This is a genomic window from Porticoccus sp. Uisw_050_02, assembly GCF_047729555.1.
Classification (GTDB): domain Bacteria; phylum Pseudomonadota; class Gammaproteobacteria; order Pseudomonadales; family Porticoccaceae; genus Porticoccus.
Genome location: NZ_CP159825.1, coordinates 577,201 through 592,834, shown reverse-complemented (window position 1 = coordinate 592,834; position 15,634 = coordinate 577,201). Strand labels below are relative to the sequence as shown.

Sequence of the window (15,634 nt, the reverse complement as noted above, 5' to 3'; positions counted from 1 at the left end):
TAGGGTTAAAAAATAACTTGAGCGGAATTAAATTTTATACAGGAACGTTAACTCTTTCGCGTAGCTCCTTGCCAGGCTTAAAGTACGGTACTGATCTGCTAGCTAATTCTACCGCTGCTCCTGTCTTCGGGTTTCTCCCAATACGGGAAGCACGGTGATGCAGGCAAAAACTACCAAAACCTCTTATTTCGATTCTCTCATTCGCAGAAAGTGTTTGGATCATTTTCTCTAAGATCATCTTAATGGCGAGATCCACATCAACCGGAATAAGCTGATCCTGTTTACTTATAATAGATTCTATTAGTTCTGACTTTGTCATAAATTTCTATACGGTTAGTGATTACATTAATTGAATCAAAACAAGAGGTAGCAATTTCTACCACCCCTTGCCTTATAGCGTCAACTCTCTTTGTTTTCCATCTGAGCTTTAATTAAATCGCCTATAGTAGTTGGAGTTACGCTCTCTACTTCTGATTTTTTGTGCTCTTTTATTGCAGTTTTTTCCTCTTCTACATCCTTGGCTTTGACTGATAAAGAAATTATCCGATTCTTTCGATCTATATTAATAATTTTTGTCTCTATCTCATCACCCTCTTTCAGAATTTTAGATGCATCATCAACCTTTTCTCGCGACAGCTCTGATGCTTTCAGTTGCGCTTCAACACCGTCACTCAGAAGAATGACTGCTTCTTTGGCATCAACTTCCTTAATAGTGCCAAGAACAACTGCCCCTTTGTCATATTCAGACACGTAACGAGCAAAAGGATCATCAGCTAATTGCTTGATGCCCAAAGAAATGCGCTCTCTTTCAGAGTCTATAGACAAGATGACTGTTTCTACCTCGTCTCCTTTCTTATAATTACGGACAGCCTCTTCACCAGCTTCATCCCATGAGATATCAGAGAGATGGACCAGCCCATCAATGCCTCCATCTAAACCGATAAAGATACCAAAATCAGTTATGGACTTAATGTTTCCAATAATTTTGGCACCTTTTGCATGCGTTGTTCCAAACTCATCCCAAGGGTTCATAAAGCATTGCTTGACACCCAAAGAAATCCTACGGCGCTCTTGATCAATATCCAGAATCATAACTTCCACTGTGTCACCAAGCTGAACCACCTTAGATGGATGAATATTTTTATTAGTCCAATCCATTTCAGATACATGAACAAGACCCTCAACCCCATCTTCTAGCTCAGCAAAACAACCATAATCAGTAAGGTTGGTAACTGTAGCGGTGGTCCGAGCACCTTGCGGGTAACGACCTGTTATGTCAGCCCAAGGATCTTCGCCCATTTGCTTCATACCCAAGGATACACGATTGCGCTCACGATCAAATTTCAATATTTTTACATCAACATCATCACCAACATTTACTATTTCAGACGGATGTTTTATGCGCTTCCAAGACATATCAGTTATATGCAATAGGCCGTCTATTCCACCAAGATCAACAAAAGCACCGTAATCTGTAAGATTCTTTATCAAGCCTTTAACCGTGGCCCCTTCTTCAAGGTTAGCAAGCATCTCATCACGCTCAACAGTGTTAACTTGCTCCATAACGGCACGTCTAGACACCACAACATTATTGCGCTTCTGGTCAAGTTTTATGACCTTGAATTCTAGTGGCTTATTTTCTAAGTGCGAGGTATCACGAATTGGACGAACATCTATAAGAGACCCTGGCAAAAATGCACGCAAACCTTGAACTTCGACTGTAAACCCACCTTTCACTTTACCGCTTATAATTCCTATAACTGCCTCTTCTGCCTTCAGTGCAGCATCGAGGATAATCCAGGATTCAGCAGCTCGAGCCTTTTCTCTGGACAATTTAGTTGCACCAAACCCGTCTTCTACTGCCTCAAGAGAAACTTGTATTTCATCGCCAATAGCGATGGCGGTTTCACCGTTATCATCAAAAAACTCTTCCTTGGGAATAACACCTTCAGATTTAAGACCGGTGTGGACAGTTACCCAGTCTTTATCAATATCAGTAATGACGCCGGTTATAATCGCGCCGGTATTCATCTCAACTGTTTTTAAACTTTCTTCAAATAATTCTGCAAAATTCGCGTTCATCGGGACACCTATAGGAAAAATAGAACCATTGGCTCTACAAGCCACATCACCAGTTATGTGGGTTATTAATAAAAAGTAATGTGGCTTTTCTGGTTATTTGCCGCAAATACTTGGCTATTTACTGAGGGTGTATGCCATTTTTTTTAGCAATTTCTAACCCCAGTTCTAATACTCCATTAATGCTCATATGTGAGCTATCAATGATTACAGCATCATGAGCAGGAACCATTGGCGAAGATTTGCGAGTCATATCTCGTTCATCTCGCTTTTTGACCTGCTCTATGAGACTGGCAAGACTAGCATCTTTACCCTTATCCATCAACTGCTTATGTCGTCTTTTAGCCCGAATTTCAGAGTTTGCCGTAAGGAAAATTTTAGCGCCCGCATCAGGAAATACAATAGTGCCCATATCACGCCCATCCGCAACAAGACCAGGATATTTGGCAAAAGCACGCTGTCTGCTCAGTAGCGCGGTCCTCACCTCCAGGTGGGCTGCAATAGTAGAGGCATCTGAACCAATATGCTCATCGCGGATAAGAGCGGATACGTCTTCACCCTCCAGTATCACCTGCGACTCAAATTCACTATTCATATTAAAAGAAATATCCATATGAGCAGCCAGTACAGCTAGCGATTCAACATTACTTAGATCTACAGCATGACGCATAGCGGCCAATACTAATAATCTATAAAGCGCGCCACTATCAAGATAATGAAACCCAAGCTTAATTGCTATTAACTGGCAAATAGTCCCTTTTCCTGCGCCACTTGGGCCATCTATAGTTATTACAGGCACGCAATTAATCATCTTTTTTCCTCACTGATACTCAATCCAGACTTGTTCGCTTGCTCGACAAAACCAGGAAATGATGTGGCAACATTATTGCAATTGTGTATTAAAATAATTTCTTTTGCTCTTAAGGCTGCAATACTAAATGCCATCGCAATACGGTGATCGTCTTTGCTGTCTATCTCTCCACCTAAAATTGAACCACCTTCGATCTCAATGCCATCTGGTGTGGTTGTTACATCTATTCCCAATACAGTCAAACCATCTGCCATAGACTGGATTCTATCACTTTCTTTGACTCGCAATTCTAAAGCGCCTCTGAGAATAGTCTTTCCAGTTGCACAAGCTGCTGCTACAAACAATACCGGAAACTCATCAATAGCTAAGGCAACCTGATCTACCGGAATTTCAATCCCGTGAAGTGGAGCATAGCGTACTTGAATATCAGCGACAGGCTCGCCGCTCACTTCTTTTTTATTGGAGAGCCTTATATCGGCCCCCATCATTTGCAAAATATTTATTACGCCAATTCTTGTTGGATTTACTCCAACATGAGGCAAGATAACATCTGAGCCTGGGGCAATAGAGGCGGCTACCATATAAAAAGCTGCTGATGAAATATCTGCAGGCACGTTAACTATAGTGGATTTTAATTCCCCCTTCCCTCTCAGGCTTGCAGAAAACTCTTTTCTATCAACATGGTAGCCAAAGCCTGCCAACATTCGCTCTGTGTGGTCACGCGTGGCAACTGACTCTATCGTGGAAGTCTGGCCCTTCGCATATAATCCTGCCAATAGAATGCATGATTTAACCTGAGCACTTGCCATTGGTAGCTTGTAATCTATGGCTTTAAGATCGACCCCACCCTTTATTTTCAAAGGTGGCAACCCATTTTTATTCATTGCAATTACTGCACCCATTTTTCTCAAAGGGCTTACTACGCGCTCCATCGGTCGCTTTGACAAAGACTCGTCGCCTGTTAAGACCACATCAAACGACTGAGCAGCCAGCAATCCAGAAAGTAACCTCATAGATGTGCCAGAATTACCTAAATATAAAGGTCCAGAAGGCGCCTGTAGTCCGTTTAATCCAACCCCGTGTACCTCAACGCATCCTTTGGCGGGTCGCTTTATCACAACGCCCATATCTCGAAATGCTTGCAGTGTAGCTAAACTGTCCTCTCCTTCCAAAAAGCCTGATATATTGGTAACACCGTTAGCGATGGAACCCAAAATAATAGCACGGTGAGAAATTGACTTATCTCCAGGCACCACAACCTTGCCTTTAATACAACCACCTGGGGACACTCTATAATCAACAGTCTGAGCTATGGGTTTCAAATAAGTCTTGTTTTCTCGCATTTGATCAAAATGGTTTCTTGTTTCTCGTGCGTGCGCAAAAACATCCAATAAATATTCGCTATCTCCAAGAGATATAGCTTGCTTGATGAAATCAATATGTTTGGTTAAGTCACCTAGAGCAGAAGTAATTGCTTTTTTGTTTGCCATCACTATGTCATGCCACATAACAGGATCGCTTGCAGCTATTCGAGTAAAGTCACCAAATCCTCCAGCGGCGTAACGAAAAACTTCTTGGTTTTTTCTCATGCTTGATAACATGTCCACCAAGGCATACGCCAATATATGGGGCAAATGACTAGTGGCCGCTAAAATTTCATCATGATCTACTACTTTCATCTCACTGACTGATGCGCCCACTCCAATCCATAATTTCTTGACCCTATCAATATGGTCACAACCAGTGGCAGAAGATGGAGTTAAAATTACTTGATGATTTTCAAATAAGAATGCATCAACTGCCCCAATACCGCTTTTCTCTGAGCCAGCAATAGGATGACCGGGAACAAATTGCGAAGGACTGCAACGATAAACTTCATTAACAGCTTCGACTACACTGCCTTTTACGCTTGCCACATCTGTAATTGTTACCAGCTCGCTCAGTAATGGCTGAAGCTGAGAGATAATAGCTGGGATTGCAAGTGTTGGGACAGCAATAACAACGAGATCTCCGTCTCCCATCTCTGTAGCGATATCTTCAATATCCTGTACCGCTTTATCTATAATGCCTGTTTTTATTGCCTCGTCTAACGTTTTGTAATCGCGAGAGCTTCCTATGATTTGATCGTACAGATTGCGATCTTTGGCAGCTTTTGCCAAGCTACCACCAATCAATCCTAACCCAATCACAAGCAAACGTTTTATTTTTTTTGCCATAGATCACACCTCTTTGGAGTCAAGAAAGTCTTTTAGACTACCAAGAAAACGTTCATTTTCTTCATGTGTTCCAATTGATACACGAAGGTGATCTGGCATTTCATATACATCTATAGTGCGAGTAATAACACCCTTTTTAAGTAGTCTTTTATGCAAACTATGGACATTTCCTGGGGTCTCTATCGCGATAAAGTTACCAACAGAGGGTATAAATTTAAGGCTTAATTCATTAATTCCGGCGATCAACTGCTGGTATCCATTGCGATTAATTTCAATACTTTTTTGTAGGTATTCATGATCATCAAGTATTGCTGTTGCTGCCGCCAAAGCCAAGCTATTTACATTAAACGGTTGCCGTACACGATTTAAAATCTCTGCGATACTTGAGTGCGAAACAGAGTAGCCAATGCGCAAAGAGGCTAACCCATAAGCCTTAGAAAAAGTACGTGTAACAAGCAAATTAGGATGCTCATTGATTAGCCCCAATACTGTTTCATACCCTGGAGCATCCACATACTCAAAATATGCCTCATCAACAACGACTAGCACATTTTCAGGAATACCCCCCATAAAGGTTTTAATTTCCGCGAGCCCAACACAAGTTCCTGTTGGGTTGTTAGGATTTGCTATAAAAATTAAACGAGTGTCGTCCTCAATGGCCTCAGACATAGCCTGCAGGTCGTGTCCCCAGTTTTTAGCTGGCACAATAATTGATTTAGCATTTTGAGCGGCAATTGCAAGCTTGTAGACTAAAAAAGCATGCTGGGAAAAAACAGCACTATGGTTTGACCCTAGAAAAGATTTTGCAACCAGCTCAAGCAGATCATTTGACCCATTACCAAGAGTTAGCTGGCTAGACTTCACCGATAGCTTCTCTGCCAGTTTTTGCTTCAGGTGATAGCCATTACTGTCAGGATAGCGAGCAATATCATCCAAAACATTAATGATGGCTGATTTAGCAATAAGACTGGCACCTGAGGGATTCTCGTTACTGCAAAGCTTAACCACGTCGGAAATACCAAGCTCTCGCTCCACCTCTTCAGCTGCCTTTCCACCTTGATATGGCATTAAATTCTGTATGCCCGGCAGCGCCAAGCTTTTAAAGTTCATGGTCATAATCTTACCAAATATCAATGTCTACTATAAAACTGCTTTCGGATAAGAGCCAAGAACACGTAAATCCATTACAATTTGGCTTACTTCAGCAAGAACTTTTATTATAGCGGGGTCATCCTTGTGGCCCCTAAAGTCAACAAAAAAAACATAAGTCCACTTACCTTCTCGAGAAGGACGAGTTTCAACACGTGTCAAATCCACCCCTTCTCTATAAAAAGGAGCCAATAAGTTGTACAAGGCACCGGGCTCATTTTTAGCCGCAATAATAATAGATGTCTTATCCTCCCCACTCTGTAAAATTTTCTCTCTTCCAATAATCAAAAAACGAGTTGAGTTATCTGGCCTATCTTCAATTTTTTCTGAAAGCTTTTCCAAATCATAGAGCTCGGCTGCCATATCGCCAGCAATTGCGGCTGAGCTCCATTCACCTTTAATTCGCTTTGCCGCTTCAGCATTACTGCTCACTGCAATTCTTTCTGCCTTAGGATAGTGAGCATCAAGCCATTGGCGGCACTGGGCTAATGATTGCGAATGAGAATACACTCGGGTGATTTTATCTTTATGTGTGCTCTGGCCAACCAGTAAGTTATGATGAATACGAAGTTCAACCTCACCACAAATATTTAAAGAGGACGCCAAAAAAGCATCCAGAGTGTGATTAATGACCCCTTCAGTAGAGTTTTCTACAGGGACAACCCCGTAGTTAGCTGCTCCGGCATCTACTTCTCGAAAAACCTCATCTATCGCATTCATCGAAACAGTCACTGCAGAATTCCCAAAATGCTTAATTGCTGCTTGCTGGGTAAAGGTACCCTCAGGGCCCAAAAAAGCTACCTTTATAGGCTGCTCTAAAGCCAAACAAGCTGACATAATTTCACGGAATAACCTTGCGACCTCCTCGTCCCCTAACGGTCCATTATTTTTTTTCATCACATTGCGCAGCACATTGGCTTCACGCTCAGGTCTAAAATAAACAATATCGCCCGAAATTTCCTTTACCTTTGCAACTTTTTTCGCACAACCTGCACGCTGATTAATTAATTCTAATAGCTGAGAATCTATAATATCTATAGATTTTCGCAATTGAGCGAGTTTCTTTTCATCTGACATGCCTACTACCTTTATGCATAATTATCAGTACTCTTTTTTTATTCTTCTGACTCAAATTTTTCAACATAATCCTGCTCTTCTATTCGAGCCAAGCCAACCATTATCTCCTCATCTTTAAGACGGATAACTCTAACACCCTGGGTGTTACGTCCCAATACTGAAATTTCATCACACCTTGTTCGCACCATAGTCCCTTGATCGGAAATTAGCATAACTTCATCTCGATCAAACAATTGCACTACTCCTACTAATGGACCATTTCTCTTGCTTGCCTGCATGGCAATCATTCCTTTGCCGCCACGCCCTTTGGTAGGAAACTCACCGAGTTTGGTTCGCTTGCCATATCCATTATCTGAGACAGTTAAGGCGTAACCATTTTCTTGAGGGATAATCATAGATAATACTTTGTGCTCAGACGGCAGGCGCATCCCGCGAACTCCTTTCGATACTCGACCAACAGACCTCACATCCGATTCTGCAAACCTAACAGCCTTGCCTTCACTACTAAAAAGCATCACATCAGAATTACCATCCGTGATAGCACTGCCAACAAGGTAGTCTCCGTCAACCAAATCAACCGCCCTTAGGCCAACAGATCTAGGTCGAGAATATTGAGTTAGCGCAGTCTTCTTAACCGTTCCATTTGCAGTGGCCATAATTATAAATTTATTTTTATCGTACTCTGAAACCGGCAAAATGCTACTTATACGCTCGTTTTCACTTAAGGGCAAAAGGTTTACCATAGGTCTTCCTCGTGCATTTCTTCCCGCCACAGGAATCTGGTAAACCTTTAACCAATAAACTTTGCCGAGGTTTGTGAAACATAAAATAGTGCTGTGCGTACTCACAATCAAAAGATGCTCAACAAAATCGTCATCCTTTACAGCAGTTGCGGACTTGCCTGTGCCTCCCCGGTGTTGAGACTGGTAATCACTCAATGGTTGAGTTTTAGCATAGCCGCCATGAGATATTGTAACCACCCTATCTTCTTCGGTAATTAAATCTTCTACTGTGAGATCATGCTGAGACTCTACTATCTCGGTACGCCTATCATCTCCAAACTCTTCACTAACAGCCTGTAATTCTTCTCGTATAAGCTGCATCAAAACTGTCGAGTCCCCGAGAATTTTTAAATACTCAACAATCTCATCTAGTTTTTCGTCATACTCAGCAAGTAACTTGTCATGTTCCATGCCGGTAAGTCGGTGTAATCTTAACTCTAGAATCGCTTGGGCCTGAGTAGGCGAAAGATAGTACTGGTCATCGCGCATACCACAATTTTCATCTAGATCTTCTGGTCGGCTGACTGCACCTGCTTTTTCCATAATCTTAGCAGCAACAACAGCATTCCAGCCTGTTGAAATTAGACGCTCTCTAGCCATAACTGGCGTAGAGGAGGATTTAATCAACTCAATAATCAGGTCAATATTAGCTATTGCAACCGCCAATCCCTCTAAGATATGGACTCGCGCACGGGCTTTACGAAGCAGATAAACTGTACGACGCGTAACCACCTCACGGCGATGACGAACAAACACCTCGATCATTTCTTTTAAATTAAGGGTCCTTGGTTGGCCGTCCACTAAGGCTACGACGTTAAAACTGAATCCATTTTGTAGCTGTGTTTGAGAGTAAAGATTATTTAAAACCACCTCACCCACTTCTCCACGCTTAGTTTCAACAACCACCCTTAATCCATCTTTATCAGACTCGTCACGAAGTTCTGATATGCCCTCAATTTTCTTTTCTTTAACCAGCTCAGCTATTCGCTCGATAAGACGAGCCTTGTTTAATTGATACGGAAGCTCAGTAATAACTATAGTTTCACGGCCTGTTTTTTCATTTACTTCAACAGTCGCTCTAGCCCGAATAGAAATACGTCCTCGTCCTGTACGATAAGCCTCTACTATTCCCGCTTTACCATTAATAATTGCAGCTGTCGGAAAATCAGGTCCCGGTATATGCTCCATAAGCTCATTTATTGATATTTCAGAATTATCAATAAATGCCAAACAACCGCTAATAATTTCCTTTAGATTATGCGGAGGTATGTTTGTCGCCATACCTACAGCAATACCAGAAGAGCCGTTCACCAGCAGATTAGGGACGCGGGTGGGCAGCACAATAGGGATTAATTCATTTCCATCGTAATTCTCCACGTAATCAACCGTTTCTTGATCTAGATCTGCCAGCAGCGAGTGGGCAATTTTAGCCATTCTAATTTCGGTATAGCGCATAGCAGCTGCAGAATCACCATCAACGGAACCAAAATTTCCCTGACCATCCACCAGCATATATCTAAGTGAAAAATCTTGAGCCATACGCACAATGGTGTCATAAACTGCAGAATCACCATGCGGATGATATTTGCCTATGACATCTCCAACAACTCTAGCTGATTTCTTATATGGCTTGTTCCACTCGTTTTTAAGGACGCTCATAGCGAACAAAACACGTCGATGGACTGGCTTTAGGCCGTCTCTTGCATCCGGAAGAGCCCTTCCGACGATAACGCTCATAGCATAATCAAGATAGGATTTTTGCAATTCATCTACAATATTTACAGATAGAATTTCTTGGGCTGATTCGCTCATAATGGAATATATTCCTTATCTGGTAGTCGATGATAAAATTACAAAAATAGACTTAATATTATAACATAAAAGATTTGATCTTTGTGCCTGCATATCGTTGTTTAACGATCCATTCTACAGAGGTATACTAGTAATCAACAATCAAAAAAATTTACTTAAACGAATATGGAATTTCATTAATGCCGGAACTTAATATCGATCATAGCGAAATTGAAAAATTCGAAGTATTGGCAAGTCGCTGGTGGGATAAAGAAAGTAAATTCAAACCTCTGCATGAAATTAATCCATTGCGTGCTAATTGGATTGACAGGCATTCTCCTGTATCAGGAATGAAATTGCTAGATGTGGGCTGCGGAGGCGGCATATTAACCGAATCTATGGCTCAAAGAGGTGCGATAGTTACTGGGATAGACATGGGCAAAGCACCTCTTGCCGTCGCCAAGCTTCATAGCCTAGAAACTGGTATTTCAGTTGACTATCAACAATGCACTGCAGAAGAGTTTTCTGTCGCTCAGTCTGAGCAGTTTGATATTGTTACCTGTCTTGAAATGCTGGAGCATGTGCCTGATCCCAGTTCTGTAATTAGAGCTTGTTCCAACCTAGTGAAGCCCGGCGGTCATCTGTACTTTTCAACTATAAATCGAAATATAAAATCCTATTTTTTTGCTGTTATAGGCGCTGAATACTTATTAAATATACTGGCAAAAGGAACCCACGATTACAGTAAATTTATTCGCCCATCTGAAATAAGCGGTTGGCTTAGAGACAGCAACTTAGAACAAAAATCGATAACAGGCTTAACTTACAACCCCTTTAGAAAGACCTACCGTTTAAACGAGAATGATATTGATGTTAACTACATGATCTATGCTAAAAAACCTTTCTAAAAAATCATATGACTAAAGCTGAAATCAAAAATGCATAAAAGAACAGCACGCTTTAAAGCAGTTTTATTTGACCTGGATGGTACTTTGCTTGACACGGCGCCAGATTTTACTATTGCTGCAAATATACTCCTGGCAGCAAAAATGCTACCTCTGACAACAGAAAAAAAAATCCGTCCATCGATCTCTGATGGTTCGGCAGGGATAATCTGTAATATTTTCATGATGAATCACTCTAGCCCATATTTTGAGGAGACACGACAGGAACTATTGGCTTTTTATAGGGAGCATCTAGCAGATAAGACTCAACCTTTCATAGGCATAAGCGTGCTATTGCTTGAGTTAAAAAAATACAAAATTCCATGGGGTATTGTGACTAATAAGCCTGAGGTCTACACCATGGCTATACTTGATAAGCTAAAACTGAATCCAAGCCCTGGGGCAATAATATGCCCCGATCATGTTCAACGAATCAAGCCAGATCCAGAATCTATTTTTTTAGCATGTAGGCAATTAGGAGTAAGGGCGGAAGATGCTGTATTTGTTGGGGATCACTACCGAGATATCAAAGCAGGAAAAAATGCCGGAGCATCAACTATAGCAGCTGCTTATGGGTATATCGATGAAAAAGAGACTATCTCTGACTGGGGTGCTGACTATGTCGCCGAGCACCCGGAAGATATATTGAGCTTAATTTTCTATCCATAATTCCTATCAAATGATTTTACAAAAATCAGCACTTATTCACAGACATCAATCTCACTTAAGAGCAGCCAACGTAATGGATTTCAAGAACTTTGTAGCACCAAAAGATCACCTAAAAGGAAAAATTATCGCTGTTACTGGAGCAAGCGACGGTATTGGTGCGATCGCGTCAACAACTTTCGCGTCTTACGGAGCAACAGTTATATTAGTTGGGCGGACAGTATCTAAACTAGAAAAAATATACGATGCAATAAAACTATCGGGTGGCGCAACACCAGGAATTTACCCTATTTGCCTGGAAGGAGCATCAGAGCAGGATTACCAAGACATGCATGACCGGTTCGAAGAAACATTTGGTCGTATTGACGGCCTGCTCCATAACGCAGGAGTTCTGGGCCAACGAACGCCTATAGCTAACTATAAAATGGAGTCATGGAAAACAGTCATGCAGGTGAACGTATCATCTCCATTTATGCTAACCAAAGCACTACTTCCACTTTTAGGAAAATCAGAAAATGCTTCGATAGTATTTACCACATCAGGGGTTGGTCGTATCGGAAAAGCTTATTGGGGGGCATACTCTATATCAAAGTTCGCAACTGAAGGATTCTCTCAGGTGCTAGCAAGCGAGCTAGAGGGGACAAGTAATATTAGGGTTAATTGCATCAATCCTGGTCCAGTCCGTACTCGCATGCGAGCAGCCGCTTTTCCTGCAGAAAATCCAATTACAATAAAAACTCCTGAAGAAATTATGCCCTCATATCTTTACTTAATGGGCAATAAAAGCATCGCAGTTTCAGGTTTTTCTTTGGATGCACAATAACTTTAAAAAAAAACAAGCTACTTGGCCCCACCTGAGCGGAGTCGCTTCACCTGCCTATTTCTCCTTTCCTTCTCGTTTAAAGGTATTGCTTTATTTTTTTTTGGAACAAACATTTTTACTGAAGCCAGCAAATCATTAAGCGGAACTTCGTCAAGCTCTATCCACTGCCCTTTGCCAACATAAGATGGCAAAAAAATTGGTCCAAAACGAACGCGTTTAAGCCTATTTACCTCTATATTTTGCGACTCCCATAATCTTTTAACTTCTCTATTGCGGCCCTCCATCAAAGCAACCGTATACCAGCCATTCGTTCCAACCCTTTCACCTACAGCAATGTCGCTAAATCTGGCAACTCCATCATCCAGCATCACTCCTTCGCGGAGTCGTTGCAACATATCATCATCAACTGCGCCATGAACCCTCACTATATATTCACGATCAATTTGCGATGAAGGATGCATTAATTTATGGGCTAAATCCCCATTATTGGTAAATAACAACAATCCAGTAGTGGCGATATCCAGTCGGCCCACAGCTATCCAGCGCTCCCCTTTTATCCTAGGAAGACAATCAAAAACAGTTTTTCGACCTTCGGGATCAGACCGGGTACAAACCTCCCCTTCAGGCTTATTATACAGAATCACTCTAACACGCTGATATGCAGGCAAATGAACAGGCTTGCCATCAATCAAAATAGCATCCTCAGTTGTGGCTCTATCACCAGTAGTGGCTATCTGGCCATTAATTGTAACGCGGCCTTCTGTTATCCAGCGTTCTAATTCTCGGCGTGAGCCATATCCTGCTCTTGCTAATATTTTTTGTAATTTTTCAGATATCATTCTTTGATGGCTCTAGGGGACTATAGGTTATTTGATTGTTATTATGTGTATCTTTTACAGTAGTTTTATTCTGGGTCACATCGCGGTCAGCTTTCTCTATTTGCAATACAGCGTCCAAAGCAAGCTCAGCATTCATCTCTCCAATATCTTTTATTTCGTTAAGAGCAGGTAGATCTTTTAGGTTTTTTAGATCAAAGTAATCTAAAAAAGAATTGGTGGTGGCATACAGTGCAGGTTGTCCTGGGATGTCCTTATGCCCTACCACCTTTATCCAGTCACGCTCAAGCAGCGATCTGATGGTGTCCGAACTAACTGAGACACCTCTAACCTCTTCTATCTCTCCGCGCGTTACTGGCTGCTTATACACAATAAGAGACAATGTCTCTAAAAATGCTCTAGAATATTTCCTTGGCTTTTCTTCCCAAAGGCGATTAATCCAAAAAGAAAACTCCTCTTTTACCTGGAAGCGATACCCGCTAGCAGTTTGCTTCAGCTCAAAGCCGCGACCATTACAGCTTAATCTAATTTCCTCAAGGGCTATATGAATATCTGCTAACAGGGGCCTTTGGTTGCCTTCCTTAAAATCAAGAACTTTAGAGTCCGATGGCTCAGGAGTAGCAACTTCTTGATTGAATAGTTTTTTTATCTGCTTGATATCTAAGGGGCGACCAGCAGCTAATAGGGCGCCTTCAATAATCATTTTTAATTGACTAACTTCCATTTTTTAACCTAAGTAAAAATTTCAACATTGGGTCTTAATATGAATTGGAGCATATGATTCGCTCTGTACAATTTCTATAAGAGACTCTTTGATTAACTCCATGATGGCCAAAAATGTAACAACCACTCCAGTCCTTCCCTCGTCCAAGTCAAATAAATCAACAAAAGGTACAAAATTTTCACCATTTAGCATACTCAACACTCTAGACATTCTTTCTCTGGTTGAAATTTTCTCTAAGTCAATTTTATGACTTTTGTTCATGTCGACCCGAAGAAAAACATTAGATAGCTCAACCAAAAGCTCTTGTATTGATACTTCAGGGTATGGGCGAACCTTCTTAAGATCTGGCTCCTGTGCTGAAGCCATGAATATATCTCTTCCGAGACGGGGCAGACTATCTATATCTTCAGCTGCCTGCTTAAACCGTTCATATTCTTGCAGGCGACGAATTAGTGCTGAACGAGGATCATCCTCCTCCTCAGCAGCTTCCTGTCTAGGCAATAGCATTCTAGACTTTATTTCAGCAAGCATTGCGGCCATGAGCAGGTATTCAGCCACTAGTTCGAGCTGCATCGCTTCCATCAAGTCAATGTAGCTCATATATTGACGAGTAATTTCAGCAACGTTTATCTCTAAAATATTTAAATTTTGTCGTTTTATCATGTATAAGAGGAGGTCTAGTGGCCCCTCAAAAGCCTCTAAAAAAACCTCTAAGGCATTCGGCGGAATATATAGATTTTTTGGCAAAGTTGTAATTTCAGCCCCCATCATGACAGCACAAGACGCGTCTTTATCTTGAGGGGACACAATAGTACCAATATCTTTATTTAGGGTTTTCAAGAAAAATCCATAAGCTTTTTTTAGACATAATTTTTGATGAAAAATAATTACTCATATTATACTGCGATTAATTGATTCAGCTAGCGAGCCAAAATGGCACAAAAAATTACAGATATTAAATTAAGCATGCTCAGGGCGCAAAGTCTTCAAATTTACCGATGCCTTGTCTCGTGATTTCAGGATACGCACCACTGAAATCTACTACAGTCGTAGACTCAAGACCACAATAACCGCCATCAATGATCAGATCAACGCTATGTTCTAGCATGGAGCGCATATCATGCGGATCAGTGAGCGGGTAATCATCTCCAGGCATGATCAAACTAACACTCATGATTGGTTCGCCAAGCTCCTCCAGAAGAGCCAGAGCGACCTGGCTTTTTGGGATTCTTAAGCCGATGGTTTTACGTTTTTGATGCAACAGCCTTCGAGGAACTTCAGATGTACCCTCAAGAATAAAAGTGTACGGACCCGGAGTGTGAGCCTTGAGAGACCGATACAACTGATTATCGATTTTAGCGTACAGCGATAATTCTGAGAGATCTCGACACATTAATGTGAAGTTATGCTCTTTGCTTAGCTGTCTAATCATACGAATTTTATCTAATGCTTTCTTGTCTCCGAGATGACAACCTAAAGCATAGGCAGAGTCTGTAGGAAAAATAATTAACCCTCCCTTTCGAACAATCTCTACAGACTGCCTAATCAGTCTTAACTGAGGGTTTTCTGGATGAATTGAAAAGAATTGACTCATCATTTGCCTCTGTTGCTAAAAATCGATTGTCTCATACGCAGTTATGTATGGGCAGAAAAAGCTTTAGTTTCAGCGCTAACAGACTAGATTCATTTTCAGCCCTCGATAAGTGACGTACAATGAAAAAGTAAAAATTCTTGCG

Annotated in this window: 14 protein-coding genes; 3 read left to right on the top strand and 11 right to left on the bottom strand. The window is 41.4% G+C overall.

Going from position 1 to position 15,634, the window contains the following annotated elements:
* Positions 1-34: 34 nt before the first annotated feature.
* The 7 genes from ABXT41_RS02840 to gyrA all read right to left on the bottom strand — a co-directional run bounded on the left by ABXT41_RS02840 (position 35) and on the right by gyrA (position 9,926).
* Positions 35-319 (bottom strand): integration host factor subunit beta, encoded by a 285-nt coding sequence (locus ABXT41_RS02840; protein WP_415391318.1) that lies wholly within the window; start codon positions 317-319, stop codon positions 35-37.
* Positions 320-399: 80 nt separating this feature from the next.
* Entirely contained in the window at positions 400-2,082 is a 1,683-nt protein-coding gene (rpsA, locus tag ABXT41_RS02835) for a 30S ribosomal protein S1 (RefSeq protein WP_415391317.1), read from the bottom strand.
* 118 nt (positions 2,083-2,200) lie between these two features.
* Positions 2,201-2,890 carry a (d)CMP kinase gene (cmk, locus tag ABXT41_RS02830; protein ID WP_415391316.1) on the bottom strand — a complete coding sequence of 230 codons (690 nt, stop codon included), beginning with the start codon at positions 2,888-2,890 and terminating at the stop codon, positions 2,201-2,203.
* Positions 2,887-5,106, bottom strand: a complete 2,220-nt coding sequence (locus ABXT41_RS02825; protein WP_415391315.1) for a bifunctional prephenate dehydrogenase/3-phosphoshikimate 1-carboxyvinyltransferase — start codon at positions 5,104-5,106, stop codon at positions 2,887-2,889. Before ABXT41_RS02825 ends, cmk begins: the two co-directional genes overlap by 4 nt.
* 3 nt (positions 5,107-5,109) lie before the next feature.
* Positions 5,110-6,216: a histidinol-phosphate transaminase gene (hisC, locus tag ABXT41_RS02820; protein ID WP_415391314.1), complete on the bottom strand. Its 1,107-nt coding sequence runs from the start codon at positions 6,214-6,216 to the stop codon at positions 5,110-5,112.
* Between the two features lie 30 nt (positions 6,217-6,246).
* On the bottom strand, positions 6,247-7,332 hold the full coding sequence (pheA, locus tag ABXT41_RS02815) for a prephenate dehydratase (RefSeq protein ID WP_415391313.1): 1,086 nt from the start codon (positions 7,330-7,332) through the stop codon (positions 6,247-6,249).
* Between the two features lie 38 nt (positions 7,333-7,370).
* Positions 7,371-9,926 carry a DNA gyrase subunit A gene (gene gyrA, locus ABXT41_RS02810; RefSeq protein WP_415391312.1) on the bottom strand — a complete coding sequence of 852 codons (2,556 nt, stop codon included), beginning with the start codon at positions 9,924-9,926 and terminating at the stop codon, positions 7,371-7,373.
* Positions 9,927-10,105: 179 nt separating this feature from the next.
* On the opposite strand from gyrA, the gene ubiG reads away from it, so the two are divergent.
* The 3 genes from ubiG to ABXT41_RS02795 all read left to right on the top strand — a co-directional run bounded on the left by ubiG (position 10,106) and on the right by ABXT41_RS02795 (position 12,338).
* A complete protein-coding gene (ubiG, locus tag ABXT41_RS02805; RefSeq protein ID WP_415391311.1) occupies positions 10,106-10,813 on the top strand; it encodes a bifunctional 2-polyprenyl-6-hydroxyphenol methylase/3-demethylubiquinol 3-O-methyltransferase UbiG in 708 nt (235 codons plus the stop codon).
* 30 nt (positions 10,814-10,843) lie between these two features.
* Positions 10,844-11,518, top strand: a complete 675-nt coding sequence (locus tag ABXT41_RS02800; protein WP_415391310.1) for an HAD family hydrolase — start codon at positions 10,844-10,846, stop codon at positions 11,516-11,518.
* Between the two features lie 73 nt (positions 11,519-11,591).
* The gene (locus ABXT41_RS02795) at positions 11,592-12,338 is read left to right on the top strand and encodes a YciK family oxidoreductase (protein WP_415391309.1); all 747 of its coding nucleotides are present in this window, start codon (positions 11,592-11,594) and stop codon (positions 12,336-12,338) included.
* 17 nt (positions 12,339-12,355) lie between these two features.
* On the opposite strand, the gene rluB is transcribed toward ABXT41_RS02795, so the two are convergent.
* The 4 genes from rluB to ABXT41_RS02775 all read right to left on the bottom strand — a co-directional run bounded on the left by rluB (position 12,356) and on the right by ABXT41_RS02775 (position 15,492).
* Positions 12,356-13,177 carry a 23S rRNA pseudouridine(2605) synthase RluB gene (gene rluB, locus ABXT41_RS02790; protein ID WP_415391308.1) on the bottom strand — a complete coding sequence of 274 codons (822 nt, stop codon included), beginning with the start codon at positions 13,175-13,177 and terminating at the stop codon, positions 12,356-12,358.
* The gene (gene scpB / locus ABXT41_RS02785; protein ID WP_415391307.1) at positions 13,167-13,898 is read right to left on the bottom strand and encodes an SMC-Scp complex subunit ScpB; all 732 of its coding nucleotides are present in this window, start codon (positions 13,896-13,898) and stop codon (positions 13,167-13,169) included. The genes rluB and scpB overlap by 11 nt, the downstream gene beginning before the upstream one ends.
* Positions 13,899-13,919: 21 nt before the next feature.
* A complete protein-coding gene (locus ABXT41_RS02780; RefSeq protein ID WP_415391306.1) occupies positions 13,920-14,738 on the bottom strand; it encodes a segregation and condensation protein A in 819 nt (272 codons plus the stop codon).
* A gap of 130 nt (positions 14,739-14,868) precedes the next feature.
* Positions 14,869-15,492: an L-threonylcarbamoyladenylate synthase gene (locus ABXT41_RS02775; RefSeq protein ID WP_415391442.1), complete on the bottom strand. Its 624-nt coding sequence runs from the start codon at positions 15,490-15,492 to the stop codon at positions 14,869-14,871.
* Between the last annotated feature and the right edge of the window lie 142 nt (positions 15,493-15,634).